Genomic DNA, 25,619 nt, shown 5'->3' on the forward strand with positions numbered 1-25,619 from the left:
ATTTCGATTCGCCGGCTCAGCAGGGGGCCGCTTTGCAGCAGGAAAGACGCCAGCCTAAGATGACCGTTTCCGAAAAGTCGCTCGCCAGCGCCATCAGGGCGCTTTCCATGGACGCAGTGCAGGCGGCGAACAGCGGCCATCCGGGCATGCCGATGGGCATGGCGGACGTCGCGACGGTGCTGTTCAAGGACTATGTGAAGTTCGACGCGAGCCAGCCTAAATGGGCCGATCGCGACCGTTTCGTGCTGTCCGCCGGTCACGGGTCGATGCTGATCTACAGCCTGCTGCACCTCACCGGCTATGCGCGTCCGACGATCGAGGATATCCGTAATTTCCGCCAGCTGGGCAGCCCCTGCGCCGGACACCCTGAAAATTTCGAGCTGGCGGGCGTCGAGGCGACCACCGGGCCGCTGGGTTCGGGCCTGGCCACCGCGGTGGGCATGGCGATTGCCGAGCGTCACCTGAACGCCAGCTTTGGCGACGATCTGGTCGATCACCGCACATGGGTGATCGCGGGCGACGGATGCCTGATGGAAGGCATCAACCATGAGGCGATCGGCCTTGCTGGCCACCTGAACCTTGGCCGCTTGATCGTGCTGTGGGACGATAACAAGATCACCATCGATGGATCGGTCGATCTGTCGAGCAGCGAGGATGTCCGCGCGCGCTATGCCGCGACCGGCTGGCATGTCGTGTCGTGCGACGGTCATGACGTCGCCGATGTGCGACGCGCTATCGATGAGGCGCTGGCTGATCCGCGCCCGTCGCTGGTCGCCTGCGCCACCAAGATTGGCTATGGCGCGCCCAACAAGGCGGGCACTTCGGGCGTTCACGGTTCGGCGCTGGGCGAGGCGGAAGTCGCGGCCGCGCGCGAATTTCTGGGCTGGGCCGCTGAGCCTTTCGTCATCCCCGAGGATATTGCCGCCGAATGGCGCCGCATCGGTGCGCGTGGCGCGGAAGTTCGTACGGCGTGGGAAGGCCGTCGGGCAAACAATGGCCAGAAGGCCGAGTTTGAGCGCCGCATGGCGGGCGAGCTGCCCGCTGACTTCTCGCTGTCCAACTATATCGACACGCTGATCGCCAATCCGCAGAAGGTCGCGACCCGCAAGGCGAGCGAACTGGCGCTGGGCGCGATCAACGACCTGCTGCCCGAAACGCTGGGCGGTTCGGCGGACCTTACCGGCTCCAACAACACCAAGACCAAGAGCACCGGCCCGCTCACAAAGGACGATTATTCCGGCCGCTATGTCTATTATGGCATTCGCGAGTTCGGCATGGCCTGCGCCATGAACGGCATGGCGCTGCATGGCGGCGTCATCCCCTATGGCGGCACTTTCCTGGTCTTTTCCGACTATATGCGGGGCGGCATCCGCCTTGCGGCTCTCCAGCAGACCCGCGCCATCCATGTGCTGACGCATGATTCCATCGGCCTTGGCGAAGATGGCCCGACCCACCAGCCGATCGAACATGTTATGTCGCTGCGCATGATCCCGAACCTCGACGTCTATCGTCCGGCCGACATTGTCGAGACGGCGGAGTGCTGGGAACTGGCGCTCAAGGACAAGGAGGGTCCTTCGGTGCTGGCTTTGACCCGCCAGAATCTGGCCCAGTTGCGCACTGAGAAGACGAGCGAGAATCTGTGCGCCAAGGGCGCCTATCGCCTGCGCGCCGCCAGTGCGGATCGCAAGGTGGTGTTGATCGCCACCGGTTCCGAGGTCGAGATTGCCGTGGCGACCGCCGATATGCTGGAACAGCAGGGTATCGGCGCGGATGTCGTTTCCATGCCGAGCTGGGCGCATTTCGATGCGCAGCCGCAGGCGTATAAGGAGGATCTCCTTCCCCACCATGTGCTGCGCGTTTCTATTGAGGCGGGCACGACCTTTGGCTGGGAACGCTATGTCGGCATTGCTGGCCTGCGTTTCGGCATCGACACCTTCGGTGCTTCGGCACCGGCAGAAGCGCTTTATGAGCATTTCGGCCTGACGGCCGCGAAGATCGCGCCGCAGGTTGCGGCCGCTCTGGATCATTAAGAATAATTTACCCAATCAGGAGGCTAGTGCAGTGGCAACGAAGGTAGCAATTAACGGTTTCGGACGTATCGGCCGCCTGGTGGCGCGCGCCATTTTGGAGCGCAACGACCATGATCTGGAGCTGGTGAGCATCAACGACCTGGGCGATGCCAAGGCGAACGCCCTGCTGTTCAAGCGCGACAGCGTCCATGGTCCTTTCGCCGGTGAGGTGAAGGTCGATGGCGACGCGATCGTCATCAACGGCAAGCGCATCGCCGTCACCGCCGAACGTGATCCCGCCAAGCTGCCGCACGCGGCGCAGGGCGTCGAAATCGCGCTGGAGTGCACCGGCTTCTTCGCCGACCGTGAATCGGCGTCGAAGCATCTGGAAGCTGGCGCCAAGCGCGTTGTCATCTCGGCGCCGGCCAAGGGCGTGGACAAGACGGTCGTGTTCGGCGTCAACCATGAGACGCTGACCGCCGACGACATCGTCATTTCCAACGCTTCGTGCACCACCAACTGCCTGGCGCCGCTCGCCAAGGTGCTGAACGACAGCATCGGCATCGAGCGTGGCCTGATGACCACGATCCACAGCTACACCAACGACCAGAAGATCCTCGACCAGATCCACAGCGACGCCCGCCGTTCGCGCGCGGCCGCCATGTCGATGATCCCGACTACCACCGGCGCGGCCCGTGCGGTCGGCGAAGTGCTGCCTGAACTGAAGGGCAAGCTCGATGGTTCGGCGATCCGCGTGCCGACCCCGAACGTCTCGGTCGTCGATCTGACCTTCACGCCCAAGCGCGACACCAGCGTCGAGGAAGTGAACAAGCTGCTGAAGGCCGCTTCGGAAGCCGGTCCGCTGAAGGGCGTTCTGGCCTATACCGACGAGCCGCTGGTTTCGATCGACTTCAACGGCGATCCGGCCAGTTCGACCGTCGATAGCCTGGAAACGGCCGTGATCGACGGCAAGCTGGTGCGCGTGCTCAGCTGGTACGACAATGAATGGGGCTTCTCCAACCGCATGGTCGACACGACCGGCGTGGTTGCGGGTCTGCTGTAAGAGAAAAGGGGCGGGCATTGGCTCGCCCCTTTTTCGTCATCCCAGCGCAAGCTGGGATCTCGTTTTATACTTATGTCCCGCCCGACGCATGAGATCCCAGCTTGCGCTGGGATGACGGGAGGGGTGGCTGGGAGCATCATGGTGGCCAAACCCTTCAAGACGCTTGACGATATGGGCGACATCAGCGGCAAGTGCGTGCTGGTGCGCGAAGATTTGAACGTGCCGATGCAGGATGGATCGGTAAGCGACGACACCCGCTTGCGCGCGGCGATGCCCACGATCCTGGAACTGGCGGATCGTGGCGCCAAGGTGCTGATCCTCGCGCATTTCGGTCGTCCCAAGGGACAGAAGAATCCGGAATATTCGCTGTCCAAGATCACCCGCCCGCTGACGGCGGTGCTGGGCCGCGACGTGCAGTTCATTCCCGACTGCTGCGGGCAAGCTGCGGTGGACGGTATCGCGGTGATGCGGCCGGGTGATATTTCGATCCTGGAAAATACCCGCTTCCATCCCGGCGAGGAGAAGAATGACCCGGCGCTGGCGGAAGCCATGGCGGCGATCGGCGATTTCTATGTGAACGATGCTTTTTCCGCAGCGCACCGTGCCCATGCCTCGACCGAGGGGCTGGCGCACAAGCTGCCTGCTTTTGCGGGCCGTTCGATGGAAAAGGAGCTGGACGCGCTACAGGCGGCGCTCGGCGAGCCGGTGAAGCCGGTCGCGGCGGTGGTCGGCGGAGCGAAGGTTTCGACCAAGCTCGATGTGCTCAACAATCTGGTCGCAAAGGTCGATCATCTGATCATCGGTGGCGGCATGGCCAATACCTTTCTCCACGCACGCGGCGTCGATGTCGGTAAGTCGCTGTGCGAGAAGGATCTGGCAAACACGGCCGAGGCGATTTTCGACGCGGCCGAAGCTGCGGGGTGCACCATTCACCTGCCCTATGACGTGGTGGTCGCGAAGGAGTTCGCGGCGAACCCGCCGTCAGTGCGGACCTGCAACGTGCATGAGGTCGCGGCTGACGAGATGATCCTGGACGTAGGGCCTGCGGCTGTCGAAGCGCTGGGCGATGCGCTCAAGAACTGCCGCACGCTGGTGTGGAACGGGCCGCTTGGCGCGTTCGAGATTGCTCCGTTCGACAAGGCGACGGTGGCGTTGGCAAAGACGGCGGCGGCGCTCACCAAAGAAGGCGGCCTGACGTCGGTGGCTGGCGGCGGCGATACTGTCGCGGCGCTCAATCATGCGGGCGTTGCGGGCGACTTTACCTTTGTATCGACCGCAGGCGGCGCTTTCCTCGAATGGATGGAAGGCAAGGACCTGCCCGGGGTCAGCGCATTGATGGTGTGAACTTCGGGGCCGCCGTCCATATGGATGGCGGCCTTCTTCATTTTTTAGAAGCCGCCGATGGGGTGGCGCAACCCTACAGAGAAGGTATGTGCAGATGCTGGATCAAGATATGAAGAACAAGATTGCGGCCGGCAACGGATTCATCGCCGCGCTCGACCAGAGCGGCGGATCGACGCCCAAGGCGCTGAAGGGCTATGGCATCGAAGAGGGCGCCTGGACCAATGACGAGGAGATGTTCGGCCTGATCCACGACATGCGGAGCCGCATCATCACTTCGCCCTGCTTCACCGGTGAAAAGGTGATCGGCGCGATCCTGTTCGAGCGGACGATGGATGGCGAAGCGGGCGGCAAGTCGGTGCCGCAGGCACTGATCGAGCGTGGCGTGGTGCCCTTCATCAAGATCGACAAGGGCCTGGAGGACGAGGCGAACGGCGTGCAGCTGATGAAGCCGATGCCGGAACTGGACGGTCTGCTGAAGCGCGCCAAGGCGCTGGGCGTGTTCGGGACCAAGGAGCGTTCGGTTATCAATCTCGCCAACCGCGAGGGCATTGCCGCCGTCGTGAAGCAGCAGTTCGAAGTCGGGCAGCAGGTTCTTGCTGCCGGGCTGGTGCCGATGATCGAACCCGAAGTGAACATCAAGAGCCCCGAACGGGCCGATGCCGACCAGATCCTGCTGGAGGAACTGGTGAAGGCGCTCGATGCGCTGCCGGGCGACGACAAGGTGATGCTGAAGCTGTCGCTGCCGACCAAGCCCGGCCTGTTCGAACCGCTGGTCGATCATCCGCGGGTGCTGCGCGTCGTGGCGCTGTCGGGCGGTTTCTCGCGCGCGGAAGCCTGTGTCGAGCTGGCCAAGAACCGGGGCATCATCGCCAGCTTCAGCCGCGCGCTGCTGAACGATCTGCGCCACCAGATGAGCGATGACGAATTCAACGGCTCGCTGGGACAGGCGATCGACGAAATCTACACCGCCTCGACCAACAAGGCGGCGTGACCGGGCGATGACGGCGGCAAGAAGCAGTTCCGGAGCCGCCGTCATCCGCCTTTCGGGGCGCGGCATTGCGACGATGCGGGCGGTGAACGCGCTGTTCGCCGACGTTTTCGACGATGCTGGCTCCTATGCCGCTCTGCCGCCGTCCGATGCCTATCTGGCTGACCTGCTGGACGATCCCCGCTTCATCGCGCTGGCGGCTCTGGAAGGGGAGAGGGTCGTCGGTGCGCTGGCCGCCTATGAGCTGCGTAAGTTCGAGCAGCAGCGCAGCGAGATCTATATTTACGACCTTGCCGTGGCGGCCGACCGGCGGCGGCAGGGAATCGCGACGGCGCTAATCGATGCCCTGCGGCCCGTCGCTGTCGACGCAGGCGCGTGGGTCGTTTATGTACAGGCTGACCTGGAGGATGAACCGGCGGTCGCGCTATACACGAAGTTGGGCAAGCGCGAGGATGTGCTGCATTTCGACATAGCACCGCGGGCCTAGCCGATCATCGCCCTGAGCGTCCGCGCATCTTCGATGGCGTCGGCATTGATGTCATTGTTGAAATAGGCCCAGACGGTGCGCCTTTGGCGGGCTTGTTCCTTCATCCAGTCCGCCCAATCGCGCAGCTGGGCTTCCGGATAACGGCCCCAATATTTGCCTTGGCCGCCGTGAAAGCGGACATAAGCGGCGGGACCAGTGGCCAAGCGCGGACTGACGGAACCTGGCATGTCATGGACGCAAAAGCTGGCGCCGTGGCGATCGAGCAACTGATAGACGCTGTCTGCATACCAGCTTGGATGGCGAAATTCGAAGACCGGGACGATGTCGCGCGGCTGAAGGACGAGGAAGCTTTCCAAGCGGTCGAGGTTGAGCGCTAGGGTCGGCGGCAGCTGGTAGAGGATAGGGCCGAGCGTGGGGCCGAAATGGTGGAAGGCCGCCACCATCCGCTCCATCGGCTCCTCGCAATGTGTGAGCTTTAGTGCCTGGGTGAGGTAGCGGTTGGCTTTGACGGCATAGCAAAAGCCGGGTGGGGCCTGATCGCGCCAGGCTTCGACAGTCGGGGGTTTGGGCAGGCGGTAGAAGCTGTTGTTGATTTCCACCGTATCGAAATGTTCGGCGTAAAAAGCGAACCAGCGCTTTACGGGAAGCTTTTCAGGATAGAAGCGGCCGCGCCAGTGGCGATAATTCCATCCTGAGCAGCCGATCCTGATCATGGCGGGACAAGCCGCAGGGCGCAGGGCCGGTTCCATACTTTTCCTCGGGCGCGGAAAAGCGCTAAGGCAGCGGCATGACCGACTTCACTGATGATGAACTGCGCCTCGACCCAAGCTTTGCGGATAAATTCGAACGGGGTTTCAGGCCGCCGTGCCAGCTTTATCTGATTTCTCCTCCCGCAATCGACGACGGTTTCACCGCGCGGCTGGCGCAGGCATTTGATGGCGGGGAGGTCGCGGCCTTTCAGTTGCGGCTGAAGGGCATCGACGAAGACGCCATCGCGCGCGCGGCCGAGCCGGTGCAGAAGTTGTGCGCGGAGCGAGATGTGGCGTTCATCATCAACGACAGCGTCGCGCTCGCCCAGCGGCTGGGGGCGGACGGCGTGCATCTGGGGCAAAGCGATGGCGATCCGCGTGAGGCGCGCAAGCTGTTGGGTCCGCGAGTGCAGATCGGAGTGACCTGCCATGACAGCCGCCATCTGGCGATGGAAGCTGGGGAGGCGGGAGCGGACTATGTGGCCTTTGGGGCTTTTTATCCGACGACGACCAAAGAGACGCTGCATCGGCCTGAACCGTCGATCCTGAGTTGGTGGACCACCTTGTTCGAACTGCCCTGCGTGGCGATTGGCGGGATTACGGCCGAGAATGCGGCCCCCCTGGTGGCTGCTGGGGCGGATTTTCTGGCGGTGAGCAGCGCGGTGTGGGGACATGCTGACGGGCCGGAGGCGGGGGTTCGGGCTTTTGCAGGGATTCTTGGCGCGAGCTGAACCGCACTGCATCGTTTCCCGCCTGCGCTCGAATAAACGGGGCGGGTGGGCCAAAGGCAGCTTTCCCAGCCGTCGCGCGTTTTCTCCCTCACAATCGGGAGAGTATCGCCTTGAAAAACCATCTGCTGATCTTCGCGCTGCTGTGCACGGCCTGCAAAGTTTCCGTTACAGACGCCGATGAGAGCCGCCGTGCGCCCTCAGGCACTGAGCAGAGCGGGGGGCAAAGCGCGGCAGCGGCGCAGCCTGCAGCCGATCCTTTCGCCTTCGCCATCGTGCCTGAGCCGACCGGCGCGCCCGCCCGCGCGGACTCGATATTGCAGGCGCAGGTGGCGCTCGACCGAGCGGGTTTTTCGCCGGGCGTGCTGGACGGGAAGGAAGGCATGTCCTTCACAGCAGCGCTCCTGGGGTTTCAGGAGGCGAAGGGACTTCCCGAAACAGGGAAATATGACGAAGCTACCGCTAAGGCGCTGATGGGCGACCGCCCGCCGCCTGCGACCTGGCTGGTGAAGATACCCGAGGGCTTCGCGCGGGGGCCGTTTTCCAATGTCCCCAAGGATCTGGGTGAGCAGGCGAAGCTACCAGCGCTTGGCTACCGCAACCTCATCGAAAAGCTTGCCGAACGGTTCCATACGAAGCCGGAGGTGCTGGTAGCGCTCAACTCGCCGAGTACGAAGCTGGGGCCGGGCGCGACCATGCGCGTGCCTGCGGTTGGTAATCAGCCGGTCGCCAGGATCGAAGGGGACGAACGCGGTTGGGGCAACACGCTCGCCAGCCTGGCGGTCGCCAAGGACCAGCCGCAGGCCGATCATATCGTGGTCGATAAGAGCGATGGGGTGCTGCGGGTGTTCGACGCGCAAAATGGTTTGATCGCGCAATTCCCCGCGACGATGGGGTCAGAACATGATCCGCTGCCGATTGGGACATGGGAGATCAAGGGGATAAGCCGCAATCCGGACTTCCATTATAATCCCGACCTGTTCTGGGATGCCGATGCAAAGGACCAGAAAGCGGTGCTGAAGCCCGGCCCCAATGGCCCGGTCGGCGTTGTCTGGATCGACCTGTCCAAGCAGCATTATGGCATCCACGGCACCCCAGAACCGCAGACCATCGGCCGGACGGAAAGCCATGGCTGCATCCGCTTGACCAATTGGGACGCTGCACGGCTGGCTCAGATGGTGAAGAGCGGGGTTAAGGCAGTGTTCCAGGCATGAGGCGGCCGGGCCGGCGGGGGTGGGCGGGAATTGCGCTCGCCATCCTGCTGCTGGTCCTGTTCCTGAAAATGTGCGTGCGGATCCTACCTGGCGATGGGCCGCGGCGACAGAATTTCGAACGGCCCGCTGCCGCCGAGACGGGGCCCTTGCTCATCCCCGTCGAAGGCGTGCCGCCAAGTGCGCTGACGGACACATTCACCCAATCGCGCGCTGGCGGAGCGCGGCCGCATGACGCGATCGACATCATGGCGGCGCGGGGCAGGGCTGTGCTGGCGGTGGCTGACGGGCGGATCGAGAAGCTTTTTTCGAGCGAGGAGGGTGGGCTGACCATCTATCAGCGATCCCGCAATGGAAAGCGCATCTATTATTATGCGCATCTCGACGCTTATGTGCCGGGCCTGGCCGAGGGGCAAGGGGTGCGGCGCGGGCAGAAGATCGCAACCGTAGGCAGTAGCGGCAATGCCAATCCCGTCGCCCCTCACCTGCATTTCGCGGTGCATGACATGGCGCCAGGGGAGCCATGGTACGGCGGCCGAGCGATCAATCCCTATCCGCTGCTAGCGCGGCCGCTCCGATGAGCCTACTTGCCCTTCGCCACGGCACGATGTAGAGGCGCCAACCGGCTCTTTTCACCTTCAGACATATAGGCAGGCTCTTCCCATGAAGATCAGCGGCGTCGAGATTCGTCCCGGCAACAACATCGAATATGACGGAAGCCTGTGGCGCGCCGTCAAGATCCAGCACACGCAGCCCGGCAAGGGCGGCGCCTATATGCAGGTGGAACTCAAGAACCTGATCGACGGGCGCAAGAACAATGTGCGCTTTCGGTCGGCCGAGACGGTCGAGCGCATCCGCCTCGACACCAAGGACTTTCAATATCTCTATGCCGAGGGCGACATGCTCGTCTTCATGGATACCGAGACCTATGAGCAGATCAACCTGCCACAGGATCTAGTGGGAGAGGCTTCGGCGTTCCTGCAGGACGGCATGATGGTCATGCTGGAAATGTATGAGGAACGTCCCATCAGCGTGCAGTTGCCCGAAACGGTCGAGGCGACCGTGGTCGAAGCTGATGCCGTGGTGAAGGGGCAGACCGCTTCGGCGAGCTATAAGCCGGCGATCCTGGACAATGGCGTGCGCGTCATGGTGCCGCCGCACATCGTCACGGGAACCCGTATTGTCGTTGACGTTTATGAGCGGGAATATGTGAAGCGGGCGGACTGATCCGACATTCACCCCTTCCGTCTGCGGGAGGGGAAGGGGGTGGCTGGCGAGCGTAGCGAGCTTCGGACCCCTCATTTATTTGCGCCGCTTGCGCGGCAACCCACCCCGGCCTCTCCCGCATGCGGGAGGGGGGAGAAAAGAAAATGGTCAGCCATTCCGGCCTTCTCACCGTCATGGAGCGCGCCGTCCGCAAGGCGGGCTCCAAGCTGCGCCGTGACTTCGGCGAAGTGGAGCATCTGCAGGTTTCCCGCAAGGGACCGGCGGACTTCGTGTCCAAGGCGGACAAGCAGTGCGAGCAGACACTGGTCGAGGAACTGCGCAAGGCACGCCCGGACTGGGGCTTCCTGCTGGAAGAAGGGGGCGTCATCGAGGGCGATCCCAACAAGCCCCGATGGATCATCGATCCGCTGGATGGAACGACCAATTTCCTGCACGGCATTCCGCACTTCGCGATCTCGATCGCCGTGGAAGAGCCGCTTTATGGTGGCAAAAAGGAAATCACCACCGGCCTCGTCTATCAGCCTGTCACCGATGAAAGCTATTGGGCGGAAAAGAGCCGGGGCGCGTGGCGGCACGACCAGCGGCTGCGTGTGTCGGCGCGTCGCGATCTGGGCGAGTGCCTGATCGCAACGGGTATCCCGTTCATGGGGCATGGCGACTTTGCGCAATGGACGCGCGTGTTCGGCGCGGTGGGCCCTTCCGTTGCGGGCATCCGCCGCTTCGGCGCTGCGACGCTGGACCTCGCCCATGTCGCCTCTGGGCGCTATGACGGCTTTTGGGAAAGCGGGCTCCAGCCCTGGGACGTTGCCGCGGGCATTTTGCTGGTGCGCGAGGCGGGCGGTTTCGTCACTGACTTCCGGGGTGGCGACCAGCCGATCGAACGCCGGGAAATCATTGCTGGCAATGATGCGATCCACAGCAAGCTGCACAAGCTCGTCGCCGGGGCGCTGCGCTGACGCGCAATTGTCGCCTTGTTCAAATGCGGGCTATTTGCGAATCATTCTCACGCCTTGTGGGCCTTGCTTCGCCTAGGCAGCGGGCCTAAAGCGCGCCCATATTCATTTTCGCCCAGGGGATTCCGTTGGTCGATCTAGCCCAATATCTGCCGATCCTGATTTTCCTAGGGATCGCATTGCTGCTTTCTGCGGCATTTGTGTTCCTGCCGATGCTGGTTGGCCGCCTGACCGGAGCGCATAAGCCCGACCCGGCCAAGCTGTCGGAATATGAGTGCGGCTTTCCCGCGTTCGAGGAGCCGCGCAGCCAGTTCGACGTGCGCTTCTACCTGGTCGCGATCCTGTTCATCATCTTCGACCTGGAAGCGGCATTCCTCTTCCCCTGGGCTGTCAGCCTCGACCAGATCGGCTGGGCTGGCTGGACGACGATGATGATCTTCATAGCGGAGCTGGTGCTCGGCCTCGTCTATGCGTGGAAGAAGGGAGCCCTCGATTGGGAGTAGAACTTGACCGTCCCGTCCCCGGCACCTTGCCGCCGGCGGGAACGCAGCCCGACCAGCATTTCTTCAACGCGCTGAACAGTGAGGTCAGTGACAAGGGTTTCCTCGTCACATCGACCGAGGATTTGTTCCAGTGGGCACGCACGGGTTCGCTGTGGTGGATGACCTTTGGCCTTGCCTGTTGTGCGGTGGAGATGATCCACGCCAACATGCCGCGTTATGACATGGAGCGGTTTGGCGCCGCGCCGCGTGCGTCCCCGCGTCAGTCGGACGTGATGATCGTCGCGGGCACGCTCTGCAACAAGATGGCTCCGGCGTTGCGCAAGGTTTACGACCAGATGTCGGAACCGAAATATGTGATTTCCATGGGGTCCTGCGCCAATGGCGGCGGCTATTATCACTACAGCTATTCTGTCGTGCGTGGCTGCGACCGGATCGTGCCGGTGGACATCTATGTGCCCGGCTGCCCGCCGACTGCCGAAGCGCTGCTCTATGGCGTGATGCAGTTGCAGCGGAAGATCCGGCGGATCGGGACGATTGAGCGCTGATATGGGTCATTCTGCACCGAAGATCGTGAACCCTGAGGGGATCGCGGACGAAATCGCTGGGCTGCTGGGTTCGATGCTGATCGAGGCAGTCGATCATGCGGACGAACTGAGCTACACCGTCGTGCGCGAGCGCCTGGCTGATGCCATGGAAGTGCTGCGCGCGCAGGGGCAGTATCAGCAACTGATGGAGATTGCCGGGGTCGATTATCCCGAGCGGCCTGAGCGGTTCGAGGTCTGCTATCATCTGCTGAGCGTCACGCGGAACCACCGTATCCGCGTCAAAGTCTCTACCGACGAGGACAAGCCCGTTCCCACCGTAACGCACATCTGGCCGGTCGCGGGCTGGCTGGAGCGCGAGGTGTTCGACATGTATGGCGTCATCTTCGATGGTAATACCGACCTGCGCCGGATCCTCACGGACTATGGCTTCAAGGGCCATCCGCAGCGCAAGGACTTCCCGCTGACCGGTTATGTCGAGATGTGGTATAGTGAGGAAGACAAGCGGGTCGTTTACAAGCCTGTCCGCCTCGCGCAGGACTTCCGCAGCTTCGATTTCATGAGCCCATGGGAAGGCGCGCAATATGTGCTGCCCGGCGACGAGAAGGCGGGGCAAGCGCCTGGAGCGCCGACGCCGGCCGCTGCTCCCGCGCCGCCGCCTGCCGCGCCCAAGGGCGATCCTGCTGCTGCGACGCCGAAGGTGACGGAGAAGAAGGAAGACACCGGCGCTGGCGAACCGGCGAATAAGGAAGCCGCGAAGGCGACCGCGGAAAAGCCGCTAGCCGATGACGCGCAGACCACGCCTGTGCGCCGCTCGCGCACTGCGAAGGCCGAAACGGGTGAAGCGGACGCGGCCAAGCCGAAGCGTACGCGCAAGCCGAAAACTCCCGAGGGTGAAGCCTGATGGCCCATTATCTCGACGAACTCGAGCATAAGATCAGCGCGGACGATCCGACGCTGGGCGATACCGAGATCCAGAACTACACGATCAACTTCGGCCCGCAGCATCCAGCGGCGCATGGCGTGCTGCGTCTGGTCATGGAGCTGGACGGCGAGATCGTCGAGCGCTGCGACCCGCATGTCGGGCTGCTGCATCGCGGCACCGAGAAGCTGATCGAGTACAAGACCTATCTCCAGGCGCTGCCCTATTTCGACCGGCTGGATTATTGCTCGCCGCTCGGCATGGAGCATAGCTATGTGCTGGCGATCGAGAAGCTGCTAAACCTGGAAGTGCCGCTGCGCGCGCAATATCTGCGCGTGTTCTTCGCGGAGCTGACCCGCATCTGCAACCATATGCTGAACCTGGGTTCGCACGTCATGGACGTCGGCGCGATGACGCCGAACCTTTGGCTGTTCGAAATCCGTGAGGATTGCCTCAATTTCTTCGAGCGCGCTTCGGGCGCGCGTATGCACTCGGCCTATTTCCGGCCGGGCGGCGTGCATCAGGATGTGCCGCTCAAGTTGCTGACCGATATCGCGGATTGGCTCGATACGCGTTTGCCGCGCCTGTTCGAGGATGCGATCAGCCTTGTCGCGGACAACCGCATCTTCAAGCAGCGCAATGTCGATATCGCGGTCTGCTCGAAGGAAGATGCGCTGAAATGGGGCTTTTCTGGCCCGATGATCCGCGGTTCGGGCATCCCGTGGGACATTCGCAAGTCGCAGCCCTACGATGTCTATGATCGCATGGACTTCGACATTCCCGTCGGCACGAATTTCGACTGCTACGACCGCTTCATGGTGCGCGTCGAGGAGGTCCGCCAGTCCGCGCGGATTATGAAGCAGTGCCTCAACGAAATGCCGGAAGGGCCGATCGCCAGCTTCGACCGCAAGGTGGTGCCGCCCAAGCGCGGCGAGATGAAGCGATCGATGGAAGCGCTGATCCACCATTTCAAGCTCTACACCGAGGGCTTCCATGTTCCGGCGGGCGAGGTCTATGTGGCGACCGAAAGCCCCAAGGGCGAGTTCGGCGTCTATCTGGTCGCGGACGGCTCCAACAAGCCCTATCGCTGCAAGATCCGGCCGACCGCTTTCTCGCACCTGCAGGCGATGGACTTCATGATGAAGGGCCACATGCTGGCCGATACCACCGCTGTCCTGGGCGCCATGGACATCGTGTTTGGAGAATGTGACCGCTAATGGCTGACGCAGTTCATATCCCGGACGAGGCCGAGACCCGTGCGCGCTGGGGCGCGTTTGCGTGGACGGCCGAGAATGCCGAGCAAGCGAAGAAGGTCATTGCCCGCTATCCTGCAGGTCGTCAGCAGTCGGCGGTGATGCCCCTCCTCGACCTGGCCCAGCGTCAGGTGGGTGCGGAAACGCAGACCCAGGGCTGGCTGCCGGTGCCGGTGATGGAATATATCGCCGACCAGCTCGAAATGCCGTACATGCGCGTTTACGAGGTCGCGACCTTCTACACCATGTACAACCTTGCGCCGGTCGGCCGCTATCATGTGCAGGTCTGCGGCACGACGCCCTGCATGCTTCGCGGCTCGGACGATGTGTTTTCGGCTTGCAAGAACAAGGGGCTGGTGAAGGGCGGTACGACGCCCGACGGCTTGTTCACCTTAACCGAGGTCGAGTGTCTGGGGGCCTGCGCCAACGCGCCGATGGTCCAGATCAACGACGATAATTTCGAAGACCTGACCTATGACGGCATGAGCGCGATCCTCGACGATCTCGCCGCTGGCAAGCAGCCCAAGATCGGGCCGCAGATCGATCGTCAGACGAGCTGCCCCGAGGGCGGTCCGACCACGCTCAAGGAAATGGTCGGCGAGAATCATGATTATCGGGGCCAATGGAATCTGGAGGCGCGGGCATGAGCGACGTGATTGCGCCTCTCAGCGACAAGGATCGCATCTTCACCAACGTCTATGGCTTCCAGGATTGGGGTATCGACGCGGCGATCAAGCGCGGCGATTGGGATAATACCAAGAAGCTGCTGGAAATCGGCCAGGACGAAATCATCGAGCGCATCAAGGCTTCGGGCCTGCGCGGTCGTGGCGGCGCAGGCTTCCCGACCGGCATGAAGTGGAGCTTCATGCCCAAGGAAAGCAAGGATGGCCGTCCGAGCTTCCTGGTCATCAACGCCGACGAATCCGAGCCAGGGTCGTGCAAGGACCGCGAGATCATCCGCCACGATCCGCACAAGCTGATCGAAGGCGCGCTGGTCGCCGGTTTCGCGATGCGCGCGCGCGCCGCCTATATCTACATCCGCGGCGAGTTCATCTATGAGGCGAAGGTCCTCTTCGCCGCTGTCGAGCAGGCTTATGAAAAGGGCTTCCTAGGCAAGAATGCCTGCGGTTCGGGCTATGATTTCGACGTCTTCGTCCATCGCGGCGCGGGCGCCTATATCTGCGGCGAGGAAACCGCGCAGATCGAAAGCCTGGAAGGCAAGAAGGGCCAGCCGCGCCTGAAGCCGCCTTTCCCAGCGGGCGCGGGCCTTTATGGCTGCCCGACCACGGTGAACAATGTGGAATCGATCGCGGTGGCGCCGACGATCCTGCGTCGTGGGTCCGAGTGGTTTTCGAGCTTCGGCCGCGAGAACAACAAAGGCACCAAACTCTTCCAGATCAGCGGCCATGTGAACAAGCCCTGCGTCGTCGAAGAGTCGATGGGCATCAGCTTCAAGGAGCTGATCGACCGGCATTGCGGCGGCATTCGCGGCGGTTGGGACAATCTGCTCGCCGTCATCCCCGGCGGGTCGTCGGTGCCGCTGGTTCCGGCGGCGCAGATCATGGACGCGCCGATGGACTTTGATGGGCTGAAAGCGGTCGGTTCGGGCCTTGGCACCGCCGCCGTCATCGTCATGGACAAGTCGACCGACATCGTCCGCGCCATTTCGCGTCTCTCCTACTTCTACAAGCATGAGAGCTGCGGCCAGTGCACGCCCTGCCGCGAAGGCACCGGCTGGATGTGGCGCGTGATGGAGCGCCTGCGCTCAGGCGAGGCCGACATCAGCGAAATCGACATGCTGCAGGAAGTCACCAAGCAGGTCGAAGGCCACACCATCTGCGCCCTTGGCGACGCAGCGGCCTGGCCGATACAGGGCCTCATCAGGCACTTCCGCCCCGAAATTGAACGGCGGATCAACGAACGCGGCGCGCCCATCATGGAGGCGGCGGAGTAACCATGCCTAAAGTCAAAGTCGACGGCGTAGAACTCGAAGTCCCGGCGGGCGCGACGGTCCTGCAGGCTTGCGAGCTGGCGGGGAAGGAAATTCCGCGCTTCTGCTATCATGAGCGCCTTTCCATCGCCGGCAATTGCCGTATGTGCCTGGTCGACGTGAAGCCCGGGCCGCCCAAGCCGCAGGCGTCTTGCGCTCTGCCGGCCGCCGAAGGTCAGGACATCCGCACCGACAGCGAGATGGTCAAGAAGGCGCGCGAAGGGGTGATGGAGTTCCTGCTCATCAACCACCCGCTCGACTGCCCGATCTGCGACCAGGGTGGCGAATGTGACCTGCAGGACCAGTCGGTGGCCTATGGCCGGGGGGGCAGCCGCTTTGAGGAAAATAAGCGCGCCGTCACCGAGAAATATATGGGTCCGATCGTCAAGACGGTCATGACCCGCTGCATCCAGTGCACCCGTTGCGTGCGCTTTGCCGAGGAAGTCGCGGGCGTGCCGGAAATCGGCGCCATCTATCGCGGCGAAAATATGCAGATCACCACCTATCTCGAACATGCCGCGAAAAGCGAGCTGTCGGGCAATGTGGTCGACCTGTGCCCCGTCGGCGCGCTGACGTCGAAGCCCTATGCGTTCGAGGCGCGCCCGTGGGAGCTGCGCAAGACGCCCGCGATCGACGTCATGGATGCGGTCGGCACCAACATCCGGCTCGACAGCCGGGGCCGTCAGGTGCTGCGCGCCGTGCCCCGCATCAATGACGATGTGAACGAGGAATGGGCGTCGGACAAGACCCGGCACAATGTCGATGGTCTGGTGCGCAAGCGGCTCGACAAGCCCTATGTCCGCAAGGACGGCAAGCTGGTTCCGGCGACCTGGGAAGAGGCGTTCAAGGCCGTTGCCGCCATTCAGCATGGCGGGTCGGTCGCGGCGCTCGCGGGCGACCTGCTCGACTGCGAGACGATGTTCGCAGGCAAGGCGCTGGTCGAGAAGCTGGGCGGCACGATGCTCGAAGGGCGTCAGACGGGCCTGGCCTATGATGTGTCGAGCCTGTCGGCGGTGAACTTCAACACCACGCTCAACGGCATCGAGACGGCGGACGTGATCCTGCTGGTCGGCACCAACCTGCGCTGGGAAGCGCCGCTGGTGAACACCCGCATCCGCAAGGCGATCAAGAAGGGCGCGAAGGTCTTTGCCCTCGGCCCGCAGGTCGATCTCACCTACAAGGTCGAATGGCTCGGCAATGATGCGTCGCTACTGGCGAAGTTGCCTGACGCTGTGGTTGAGGCGTTCGGCAAAGCGGCCCGTCCGGCGATAATCGTCGGCGGTGGCGTTCTGGCAAAGGACTGCGCGCATGGCGACACGCTGGCGCTGGTCGAGACGCTGGGCCTGATCAAGGATGGCTGGAACGGCTATAACGTCCTGCACTTCGCGGCGGCGCGCATGGGCGGCCTGATGCTAGGCTATGCGACCCAGGGCGGCATCAAGGCGGTGGCGGCGGCCAAGCCGAAGCTGCTCGTCTCGCTGGGCGCGGACGAAGTCGATTATGCGGCGTTCGAGGACAGCTTCAAGGTCTATGTCGGCCACCATGGCGACAAGGGTGCGCATGCGGCGGACGTGATCCTGCCGGGTGCGAGCTATGCTGAGAAGGCGGGCACCTATGTCAATCTGGAAGGCCGGGTGCAGCGCGGCGAAAGGGCCGTGTTCGCGCCGGGCGATGCCCGCGAGGATTGGTCGATCCTGCGCGCGCTATCCGAAGTGCTGGGAGCAACCCTGCCGTTCGACAGCTTCGAACAGCTCCGCGCCGAGATGGCGAAGGCGGTTCCGGCTCTGGGCGTCGAAGGCCTAGCCGATTATGGCTGGTCCGTGCCGTCGCTTCCCACCGGCGCGAGCGGCGAGTTCGGTTCGCCGATCAAGGATTTTTACCTGACCAACGCCATCTGCCGCGCCAGCCCGACGATGCAGCAATGTTCGGCCGAGCTGATCCACGGTGAGAGCTTCGCGGAGGCCGCAGAGTGACCGCTTTCTTCCAATCATTCGGCATGCCCTTCGAAGGCGCATGGCTGCTATCGACGATCATCGGCATCCTGGTGATCGCCCTGCCGCTGATGCTGGCCGTCGCCATGATCATCTATGCCGACCGTAAGATCTGGGCGGCGATGGCGCTGCGCCGGGGGCCCAACGTGGTCGGCCCGTTCGGCCTGCTTCAGTCTTTTGCTGACGGCGCCAAGGTGTTCCTGCAGGAAACCATCATTCCGTCGGCCGCAAACAAGGCGCTGTTCATCATCGCGCCGATCATCACCTTCACGGTGGCGCTGCTTGCCTGGGCTGTCATTCCGTTCCAGGCGGGCGCGGTGCTGGCTAATATCAATGTCGGCCTGCTCTACATCCTCGCCATATCTTCGCTGGGTGTTTACGGAATCGTACTGGCGGGCTGGGCGTCCAACTCCAAATATCCCTTCTATTCGGCGATCCGCGCCAGCGCGCAGATGATCAGCTATGAAGTCTCGATCGGCTTCATCCTGATCTGCGTCGTTCTCTGGGCGGGCAGCTTCAACCTGACCGCGATCGTCGAAAGCCAGAGGGGCTATTATGGCTTTCTGAACGGCAACGGCTTCAACCCGCTGCTCTTCCCGATGGCGATCATGTTCCTGATCTCGGCCATGGCGGAAACGGCGCGCGCGCCCTTCGACTTGACCGAAGCGGAGTCCGAACTGGTCGCGGGCTATCAGACCGAATATTCGTCCATGGCCTTCGCGCTCTACTGGCTCGGCGAATATGCCAATGTGCTGCTGATGTGCGCGCTGAACGCGATCCTGTTCTGGGGCGGCTATCTGCCGCCGATCGACTGGGCGCCGCTCTATTGGGTGCCGGGCATAATCTGGCTGTTCGCCAAAATACTGTTCTTCTTCTTCGTCTTCTCCTGGGTGAAGGCGACGGTACCTCGCTACCGCTATGACCAGCTGATGCGGCTGGGCTGGAAGATCTTCCTGCCGACCTCGCTGCTGTTCGTCTTCCTGGTTTCGGGCTTCCTCATGCTGACGCGCTATGGAGGCGCACAATGAGCCTCGGTTACTACGTCAAGAGCTTCACCCTGTGGGAGTTTGTGAAGGCGCATTGGCTGACCTTGAAATATTTCTTCAAGCCCAAGGCGACGATCAACTACCCCTATGAGAAGAACCCGATTTCGCCACGGTTCCGGGGTGAGCATGCGCTGCGCCGCTATCCCAATGGGGAAGAACGCTGCATCGCTTGCAAGCTATGCGAGGCAATTTGTCCAGCGCAGGCGATCACTATCGAAGCGCAACCGCGCGACGATGGTAGCCGCCGCACGACGCGCTACGACATCGACATGACCAAGTGCATCTATTGCGGCTTCTGTCAGGAAGCTTGTCCCGTAGATGCGATTGTCGAAGGGCCGAACTTCGAGTTCGCCACCGAAACCCGTGAGGAGCTGATCTACGACAAGGCCAAGCTCCTTGAAAATGGTGACAAGTGGGAGCGCGCAATCGCCGCGAACCTTGCCGCCGATGCACCCTATCGGTAATGGGCATGCAAAATCTCAATCAGCCGTTCGGCCTGAGTAAGGTTGAAGCGAGGCACGTGACTCGCTTCAAAGCTTGTCGAGGGCCTGTATCGAAGGCTTCGCGTAGCTCCTTCGATACACCGCTTCGACAAGCTCAGCGGCTACTCAGGACGAACGGGGCAGGGCGTCAAGGGGCAATGGAAATCCAATGATTCACGTCTTCGCCTTTTACCTGTTCGCCACCTTGGTGGTGTGCAGCGGCGCGCTGACGATCCTGTCGCGCAACCCGGTTCATTCGGTGCTGTGGCTGATCATGGCGTTCTTCAGCGCGGCGGGGCTAATGGTCCTGCTGGGCGCCGAGTTCATCGCGATGCTGCTCATCATCGTCTATGTCGGCGCGGTCGCCGTGCTGTTCCTGTTCGTCGTCATGATGCTCGACATCGACTTCGCCGAGTTGCGCGCTGGTTTCGTCGATTATCTGCCGTTCGGCATGCTGATCGCGCTGTTGCTGCTGGCCGAAATTGTGCTGGGCGTCGGGATCTGGAGCGCGGGTCCGATCGAACTTGCGCAGAGAGCGGCGCCGGCTAATCCGGAACTGAGCAATATACAGGCGATCGGCGGGCTGCTTTACACACGCTATATCTTCCTGTTCGAAGCGGCGGGCATCGTCCTGCTGGTCGCTATGATCGGCGCCATCGTGCTGACGCATCGGGCGCGTGGCGGCGTGCGGGGCCAGAATATCTCCCGCCAGAACCGCCGTCGTCCCCAGGACGCCGTGCGCAACGTCAATCAGCCCGCGGGGCAGGGGGTGGAGCTGTGATCGGCCTTCAGCATTATCTGGTGGTGAGCGCGATCCTGTTCGTGATGGGCGTGCTGGGCATCTTCATCAACCGCAAGAATGTCATCATCATCCTGATGGCGATCGAGCTGATCTTGCTTAGCGTCAACATCAACCTTGTCGCCTTCAGCGCCTTCCTGGGCGATCTGGTGGGGCAGGTCTTCTCGATGTTCGTGCTGACCGTCGCGGCGGGTGAGGCGGCCATCGGCCTCGCCATCCTCGTCATCTATTTCCGTGGTCGCGGCACGATTGCCGTCGATGATGTCAACCGGATGAAGGGCTAAGCCTGACATGATCCAGCTTATCGTCCTTCTCCCGCTCATCGCGGCTGTCATCGCCGGTCTTGGCAACAAAGCGTTGGGCAAGCTGCCGGCGAAGATACTGACCACGGGCGCGCTGTTCATTTCCTGCGCGCTTAGCTGGCCGATCTTCATTGCCTTCCTGACCGGCCATGCCGAGCCTTATGTCGCTCCGGCCTTCACCTGGATTCAGTCGGGCAGCTTTGACGCCCAATGGGCGCTGCGCGTCGATGCGATGACGGCGGTCATGCTGGTGGTCATCACAAGCGTGTCGAGCCTCGTTCACCTGTATTCGTGGGGTTATATGGAGGAGGAGCCGGATCAGCCGCGCTTCTTCGCTTACCTTTCACTCTTCACCTTCGCTATGCTGATGCTCGTGACGGCGAACAATCTGCTGCAGATGTTCTTCGGTTGGGAAGGCGTGGGTCTGGCGTCCTATCTGCTGATCGGCTTCTGGTTCCGGAAGCCGAGCGCAAACGCTGCCGCGATCAAGGCGTTCGTCGTCAACCGCGTCGGCGACCTTGGCTTCATGCTCGGTATTTTCGGCACCTATCTGGTGTTCAACACCATCTCGATCCCCGAAATCCTGGCCGCCGCGCCTTCGATGGCGGGTTCGACAATCGGCTTCCTTGGCCACCGTTTCGACACGATGACCGTACTCTGCCTGCTGCTGTTCATCGGCGCGATGGGCAAGTCGGCGCAGCTTGGTCTGCACACTTGGTTGCCGGACGCGATGGAAGGCCCGACCCCGGTGTCGGCGCTGATCCATGCGGCGACGATGGTGACCGCTGGCGTGTTCATGGTGTGCCGCCTGTCGCCGATGTTCGAGACCTCGCCGACAGCATTGGGCTTCGTCACCTTCATCGGTGCCGCGACGTGCTTGTTCGCGGCGACCGTGGGCACGGTGCAGAACGATATAAAGCGCGTTATCGCCTATTCGACCTGCTCGCAGCTCGGCTACATGTTCTTTGCGGCAGGCGTCGGCGCCTATGGCGCTGCGATGTTCCACCTCTTCACCCATGCCTTCTTCAAGGCGCTGCTGTTCCTCGGCGCAGGTTCGGTGATCCATGCGATGCACCATGAACAGGACATGCGTTACTATGGCGCGTTGCGGAAGGAGATCCCGATCACCTTCTGGACGATGACGCTGGGCACGCTGGCGATCACTGGTGTTGGCCTGCCGCTCGCGGGGATCGGTTTTGCGGGCTTCTATTCCAAGGACGGCATTCTCGAAGCGGCCTATGCTTCGGGTGGAGCGGGCGTGGGCGCGTTTCTTGTGGGCGTGTTCGCGGCGCTGCTCACCAGCTTCTACAGCTGGCGGCTCGTCTTCCTGACCTTCTTCGGCAAGCCGCGCTGGGCCGCTTCGGAGCATATCCAGCACGCGATCCATGGCCATCATGAATCGCCCGAGGAAGAGACCGAGCATGATGGTCATGGGGCTCATGACGATCATGGCCATGTCGCGACCGGCACCGGCGGCTATCATCCGCATGAGAGCCCCTGGGTAATGCTAATCCCGCTGGTGGTGCTGAGCCTGGGCGCGGTATTCGCTGGCTTCATCTTCCATGACCAGTTCATCGGGGCCGAGGGCGGGGTCGAGTTTTGGAAGGGGGCTCTGTCGTTCGACAGCCACCTGATGCATGCGGCGCATGAAGTGCCGACTTGGGTCAAGTTCGCGCCGTTCATGGTGATGCTGATTGGCCTCGTCATTGCGTGGCTGAGCTACATCAAGAACACCGATTGGCCGCGACGTTTCGTCGCCGAGTTCGGCGTGCTGTACCAGTTCCTGCTCAACAAATGGTATTTCGACGAGATTTACCACTTCCTGTTCGTCAAGCCCGCCTTTGCCATCGGGCGCTTCTTCTGGAAGTTTGGGGACGTCGGCTTCATCGACCGCTTCGGGCCCAACGGCCTTGCCGCGCTAGTCGTGCAGGGCAACAAAGTCACCCGCCGGCTTCAATCCGGCTATCTCTACACATACGCGCTGGTGATGCTGATCGGCCTCGCCGCGGCCGCAACCTGGGCGATGACACGATAATGGACGGCTTCCCCATCCTTTCCCTGATGATGGCAGTGCCGATGGCGGGGGCCATCGCCTGTCTCTATGCAGGTGCCAATCAGGCGCGCTGGATCGCTCTGCTGGCGACGCTGGTGGATATGGCGCTCGGCGTGCTGCTTTGGGCGAATTTCGACCAGTCGGGCACGGCCGCACAGTGGCAGTTCCAGGAATATGCGCCGATCTTCGGCCGCTTTGCCTGGGCGCTGGGGATCGACGGCATCGCGCTGGTGCTGATCATGCTGACCGTGTTCCTGATGCCGATCTGCATCGGCGCGAGCTGGCAGGCGATCGAGAAGCGCGTCGGCGAATATATGGCGGCCTTCCTGTTCATGGAGGTGCTGATGATCGGCGTCTTCACGGCGCAGGATCTCTACCTCTTCTATGTGATGTTCGAGGCGGGCCTGATCCCGATGTACCTCATCATCGGCATCTGGGGTGGTGCGGACCGTATCTACGCTTCGTACAAATTCTTCCTGTACACGCTGCTCGGATCGGTGCTGATGCTGATCGCGATGATGTGGATGGTGCATGAAGCAGGCACCACCGACATCCCGACGCTGATGGCGTATAATTTCGATCCACATGTCCAGGTCTGGCTGTTCCTCGCCTTCTTCGCGAGCTTCGCGGTGAAGATGCCGATGTGGCCGGTCCACACTTGGCTGCCTGACGCGCACGTGCAGGCCCCGACCGCCGGTTCGGTCATTCTGGCGGGTGTGTTGCTGAAGATGGGCGGATATGGTTTCATCCGCTTCTCTTTGCCGATGTTCCCGGAAGCTTCGGCGCAACTCGCCTGGCTGATCTGGGGCCTGTCGATGGTCGCGGTGGTTTATACCAGCCTTGTCGCGCTCGTGCAGACTGACATGAAGAAGTTGATTGCCTATTCGTCGGTCGCGCATATGGCGATCGTGACAGTCGGGCTATTCGCTTTCAACCAGGCGGGCATCGAGGGCGCGATGATGGTGATGCTGGGCCATGGCCTGGTATCGGGCGCGCTCTTCCTCTGCGTTGGCATCATCTACGATCGGCTGCATACGCGTGAGATTTCACGCTATGGTGGCCTCAGCATCAACATGCCCAAATATGCGGTGCTGTTCCTGCTGTTCACCATGGCTTCGGTCGGCCTGCCGGGCACCAGCAACTTCGTCGGTGAATTTCTGGCGCTGATGGGCATTTACCAGGCGTCGAGCTGGGTAGCGCTGGTCTGCACCACGGGCATCATCCTGGGCGCGGCCTATATGCTGTATCTCTATCGCCGCATCGCCTATGGCGAGCAGAAGAATGCGGACGCTGCCGCCATGCCAGACCTGTCGATGCGGGAAATGTGGCTGCTCGCGCCGATAGCGGCGGCCGTGCTGTGGATGGGCATTTATCCTGAGAGCTTCCTGGCTCCCATGCGCTCAGACATCCGCGCGCTCGAAGCTCGCATTGCCTCCGCCGCTCCGGTGGGGGATTCCAAGATCAAGATGGGGCCTGCCATCCCGGCGGCCGAGGCGCATCACCATGAAGAAGTTCCCGCGCATGGGGAGGCGCACTGATGATTGATTCCGCTTCCCTTCTGGCCGTTCTGCCGGAACTGGTCCTGACCGCTGGCGGTCTGGTGCTGATGCTGATCGCGGCCTATGGTGGTGATGGCACGGCGCGGGTCGTGAACTGGCTTTCCGTTTTGACACTGGCTGTAGCCGGGCTGACCCTATCGACGTCGATGGCCCATGGTCCGCTCGCTTTTGATGGCCTGGTTAGGGCGGACGCCTTTTCCGTTTTTGCAAAGACGATAATTTACGCGGCCGCTGCGGCCGCAATCCTGCTCGCTCCGCGCTATTTCCTCGTGGGGGGAGCGCTGCGACCGGAATATCCGGTGCTGATCCTGTTCAGCAGCATCGGTATGGGCATGATGGTGTCGGCAGGCGATCTGCTGACGCTTTATGTCGGGCTGGAGATGCAGAGCCTCGCCGCCTATGTGCTGGCAAGCTTCATGCAGCAGGACGAGCGGTCGTCCGAAGCGGGCCTCAAATATTTCGTTTTGGGTTCGCTGGCGAGCGGTATCCTGCTTTATGGCACAGCGCTCCTTTACGGCTTTACTGGCGGCACGACCTTTGACGGCATTGCGGTCGCGCTGGGTAATGGCGTCGGCAAAGGCGAACTGTTTGGGCTGGTGTTCCTATTGGCGGGCCTTGCTTTCAAGATGAGCGCGGTGCCGTTCCACATGTGGACGCCCGATGTCTATGAAGGCGCGCCGACGCCGGTTACGACCTTCTTCGGCAGCGCGCCCAAGGTTGCGGCGATGGCGCTGACCGTGCGGGTCGCGATCGAGGCGCTGGGTCCGGCGGGACTTGATTGGCAGCAGATCGTGATTTTCGTCGCGCTCGCCTCGATCATCTTCGGCGCTGTTGCGGCGATCGGGCAAACCAACATCAAGCGCCTGATGGCTTATTCGTCGATAAACAATGTCGGCTTTGCGCTGATCGGCCTGGCTGCGGCGACGCCTGCTGGTGTGGCGGCGACGATGAGCTACATGGCGATCTATGTGGTGATGACGATTGGCGCCTTCGCCTGCATCCTGCAGATGCGGGATGCGGAAGGACGGCCGGTCGAAAGCATTGCGAGCCTCGCTGGACTGTCGCAGTCGCGTAAAGGTCTCGCTGCGGCGCTGGCGATCTTCATGTTCTCCATGGCCGGTATCCCGCCGCTGTTCGGTTTCTGGGCGAAGTTTCTGGTATTCGACGCGGCGGTTGCCGCGGGGCTAACGGCGCTTGCCGCGTTCGGCATTGCAGCTTCGGTGATCGGCGCCTTTTATTATCTGAAGATCATCAAGACGATGTATTTCGATGAGCCCGCCGCGGCCTATGAGGCGCGGGGCGGAGCAGTCGAGAATGTGATCCTGACCACCTGCGCGGTGGTGATCGTTGTCGGTTATTTGCTGAACCCGATGCTCGACAAGGCGAGCGCGGCGGCTGCGGCGTCGCTTTTCTGAGCG

At 62.2% G+C, this 25,619-nt stretch carries 25 protein-coding genes; 24 read left to right on the top strand and 1 reads right to left on the bottom strand.

The window, feature by feature from the left end; translation table 11 throughout:
* Positions 1-59: 59 nt before the first annotated feature.
* From tkt to EP837_RS11700, 5 genes are all read left to right on the top strand, one after another.
* Positions 60-2,030: a transketolase gene (gene tkt, locus EP837_RS11680; RefSeq protein ID WP_066527733.1), complete on the top strand. Its 1,971-nt coding sequence runs from the start codon at positions 60-62 to the stop codon at positions 2,028-2,030.
* Positions 2,031-2,061: 31 nt separating this feature from the next.
* Positions 2,062-3,072, top strand: coding sequence for a type I glyceraldehyde-3-phosphate dehydrogenase (gene gap / locus EP837_RS11685; protein ID WP_066527735.1), 1,011 nt, complete (start codon positions 2,062-2,064; stop codon positions 3,070-3,072).
* A gap of 138 nt (positions 3,073-3,210) precedes the next feature.
* The gene (locus tag EP837_RS11690) at positions 3,211-4,416 is read left to right on the top strand and encodes a phosphoglycerate kinase (RefSeq protein WP_197486274.1); all 1,206 of its coding nucleotides are present in this window, start codon (positions 3,211-3,213) and stop codon (positions 4,414-4,416) included.
* A 94-nt stretch (positions 4,417-4,510) separates the two neighbouring features.
* Positions 4,511-5,407 carry a fructose bisphosphate aldolase gene (locus EP837_RS11695; protein WP_066527737.1) on the top strand — a complete coding sequence of 299 codons (897 nt, stop codon included), beginning with the start codon at positions 4,511-4,513 and terminating at the stop codon, positions 5,405-5,407.
* Positions 5,408-5,414: 7 nt separating this feature from the next.
* On the top strand, positions 5,415-5,891 hold the full coding sequence (locus EP837_RS11700; protein WP_066527739.1) for an AAC(3)-I family aminoglycoside N-acetyltransferase: 477 nt from the start codon (positions 5,415-5,417) through the stop codon (positions 5,889-5,891).
* On the opposite strand, the gene EP837_RS11705 is transcribed toward EP837_RS11700, so the two are convergent.
* Positions 5,888-6,640 (bottom strand): DUF72 domain-containing protein, encoded by a 753-nt coding sequence (locus tag EP837_RS11705; protein ID WP_225870547.1) that lies wholly within the window; start codon positions 6,638-6,640, stop codon positions 5,888-5,890. The two genes, EP837_RS11700 and EP837_RS11705, sit on opposite strands and share 4 nt — an antisense overlap.
* Before the next feature lie 38 nt (positions 6,641-6,678).
* Between EP837_RS11705 and thiE the strand changes: the two genes are divergently transcribed.
* The 19 genes from thiE (at position 6,679) to nuoN (ending at position 25,616) form a co-directional block, all read left to right on the top strand.
* On the top strand, positions 6,679-7,371 hold the full coding sequence (gene thiE / locus EP837_RS11710) for a thiamine phosphate synthase (protein WP_066527742.1): 693 nt from the start codon (positions 6,679-6,681) through the stop codon (positions 7,369-7,371).
* A 110-nt stretch (positions 7,372-7,481) separates the two neighbouring features.
* On the top strand, positions 7,482-8,582 hold the full coding sequence (locus EP837_RS11715) for a L,D-transpeptidase family protein (RefSeq protein ID WP_066527745.1): 1,101 nt from the start codon (positions 7,482-7,484) through the stop codon (positions 8,580-8,582).
* On the top strand, positions 8,579-9,160 hold the full coding sequence (locus EP837_RS11720) for a M23 family metallopeptidase (RefSeq protein ID WP_066527747.1): 582 nt from the start codon (positions 8,579-8,581) through the stop codon (positions 9,158-9,160). The genes EP837_RS11715 and EP837_RS11720 overlap by 4 nt, the downstream gene beginning before the upstream one ends.
* Positions 9,161-9,242: 82 nt before the next feature.
* A complete protein-coding gene (gene efp, locus EP837_RS11725; protein WP_021238169.1) occupies positions 9,243-9,806 on the top strand; it encodes an elongation factor P in 564 nt (187 codons plus the stop codon).
* Between the two features lie 143 nt (positions 9,807-9,949).
* Positions 9,950-10,762, top strand: coding sequence for an inositol monophosphatase family protein (locus EP837_RS11730; RefSeq protein WP_066529331.1), 813 nt, complete (start codon positions 9,950-9,952; stop codon positions 10,760-10,762).
* Between the two features lie 125 nt (positions 10,763-10,887).
* The gene (locus EP837_RS11735) at positions 10,888-11,262 is read left to right on the top strand and encodes an NADH-quinone oxidoreductase subunit A (protein ID WP_066527748.1); all 375 of its coding nucleotides are present in this window, start codon (positions 10,888-10,890) and stop codon (positions 11,260-11,262) included.
* Complete coding sequence (locus EP837_RS11740; RefSeq protein ID WP_066527751.1) at positions 11,253-11,807, top strand: NuoB/complex I 20 kDa subunit family protein; 555 nt, start codon at positions 11,253-11,255, stop codon at positions 11,805-11,807. Before EP837_RS11735 ends, EP837_RS11740 begins: the two co-directional genes overlap by 10 nt.
* A gap of 1 nt (position 11,808) precedes the next feature.
* Positions 11,809-12,708: an NADH-quinone oxidoreductase subunit C gene (locus EP837_RS11745; protein WP_066527754.1), complete on the top strand. Its 900-nt coding sequence runs from the start codon at positions 11,809-11,811 to the stop codon at positions 12,706-12,708.
* The gene (locus EP837_RS11750; RefSeq protein WP_066527757.1) at positions 12,708-13,943 is read left to right on the top strand and encodes an NADH-quinone oxidoreductase subunit D; all 1,236 of its coding nucleotides are present in this window, start codon (positions 12,708-12,710) and stop codon (positions 13,941-13,943) included. Before EP837_RS11745 ends, EP837_RS11750 begins: the two co-directional genes overlap by 1 nt.
* Positions 13,943-14,626: an NADH-quinone oxidoreductase subunit NuoE gene (gene nuoE, locus EP837_RS11755; RefSeq protein WP_066527765.1), complete on the top strand. Its 684-nt coding sequence runs from the start codon at positions 13,943-13,945 to the stop codon at positions 14,624-14,626. The genes EP837_RS11750 and nuoE overlap by 1 nt, the downstream gene beginning before the upstream one ends.
* Positions 14,623-15,933 (top strand): NADH-quinone oxidoreductase subunit NuoF, encoded by a 1,311-nt coding sequence (nuoF, locus tag EP837_RS11760; RefSeq protein ID WP_066529333.1) that lies wholly within the window; start codon positions 14,623-14,625, stop codon positions 15,931-15,933. The genes nuoE and nuoF overlap by 4 nt, the downstream gene beginning before the upstream one ends.
* A gap of 2 nt (positions 15,934-15,935) precedes the next feature.
* Positions 15,936-17,942: an NADH-quinone oxidoreductase subunit NuoG gene (gene nuoG / locus EP837_RS11765; RefSeq protein ID WP_066527767.1), complete on the top strand. Its 2,007-nt coding sequence runs from the start codon at positions 15,936-15,938 to the stop codon at positions 17,940-17,942.
* Positions 17,939-18,988, top strand: a complete 1,050-nt coding sequence (gene nuoH, locus EP837_RS11770) for an NADH-quinone oxidoreductase subunit NuoH (RefSeq protein ID WP_066527769.1) — start codon at positions 17,939-17,941, stop codon at positions 18,986-18,988. The genes nuoG and nuoH overlap by 4 nt, the downstream gene beginning before the upstream one ends.
* A complete protein-coding gene (gene nuoI, locus EP837_RS11775; RefSeq protein ID WP_004211738.1) occupies positions 18,985-19,470 on the top strand; it encodes an NADH-quinone oxidoreductase subunit NuoI in 486 nt (161 codons plus the stop codon). Before nuoH ends, nuoI begins: the two co-directional genes overlap by 4 nt.
* A 187-nt stretch (positions 19,471-19,657) precedes the next feature.
* Positions 19,658-20,269 carry an NADH-quinone oxidoreductase subunit J gene (locus EP837_RS11780; protein WP_066527777.1) on the top strand — a complete coding sequence of 204 codons (612 nt, stop codon included), beginning with the start codon at positions 19,658-19,660 and terminating at the stop codon, positions 20,267-20,269.
* The gene (nuoK, locus tag EP837_RS11785; protein WP_037463269.1) at positions 20,266-20,571 is read left to right on the top strand and encodes an NADH-quinone oxidoreductase subunit NuoK; all 306 of its coding nucleotides are present in this window, start codon (positions 20,266-20,268) and stop codon (positions 20,569-20,571) included. Before EP837_RS11780 ends, nuoK begins: the two co-directional genes overlap by 4 nt.
* 7 nt (positions 20,572-20,578) lie before the next feature.
* A complete protein-coding gene (nuoL, locus tag EP837_RS11790) occupies positions 20,579-22,624 on the top strand; it encodes an NADH-quinone oxidoreductase subunit L (protein WP_066527779.1) in 2,046 nt (681 codons plus the stop codon).
* Complete coding sequence (locus EP837_RS11795; protein WP_066527782.1) at positions 22,624-24,180, top strand: NADH-quinone oxidoreductase subunit M; 1,557 nt, start codon at positions 22,624-22,626, stop codon at positions 24,178-24,180. Before nuoL ends, EP837_RS11795 begins: the two co-directional genes overlap by 1 nt.
* Positions 24,180-25,616 carry an NADH-quinone oxidoreductase subunit NuoN gene (gene nuoN, locus EP837_RS11800; protein ID WP_066527784.1) on the top strand — a complete coding sequence of 479 codons (1,437 nt, stop codon included), beginning with the start codon at positions 24,180-24,182 and terminating at the stop codon, positions 25,614-25,616. Before EP837_RS11795 ends, nuoN begins: the two co-directional genes overlap by 1 nt.
* Positions 25,617-25,619: the final 3 nt, after the last annotated feature.

The sequence above is a fragment of the Sphingobium sp. EP60837 genome (assembly GCF_001658005.1).
Classification (GTDB): Bacteria; Pseudomonadota; Alphaproteobacteria; order Sphingomonadales; family Sphingomonadaceae; genus Sphingobium; species Sphingobium tyrosinilyticum.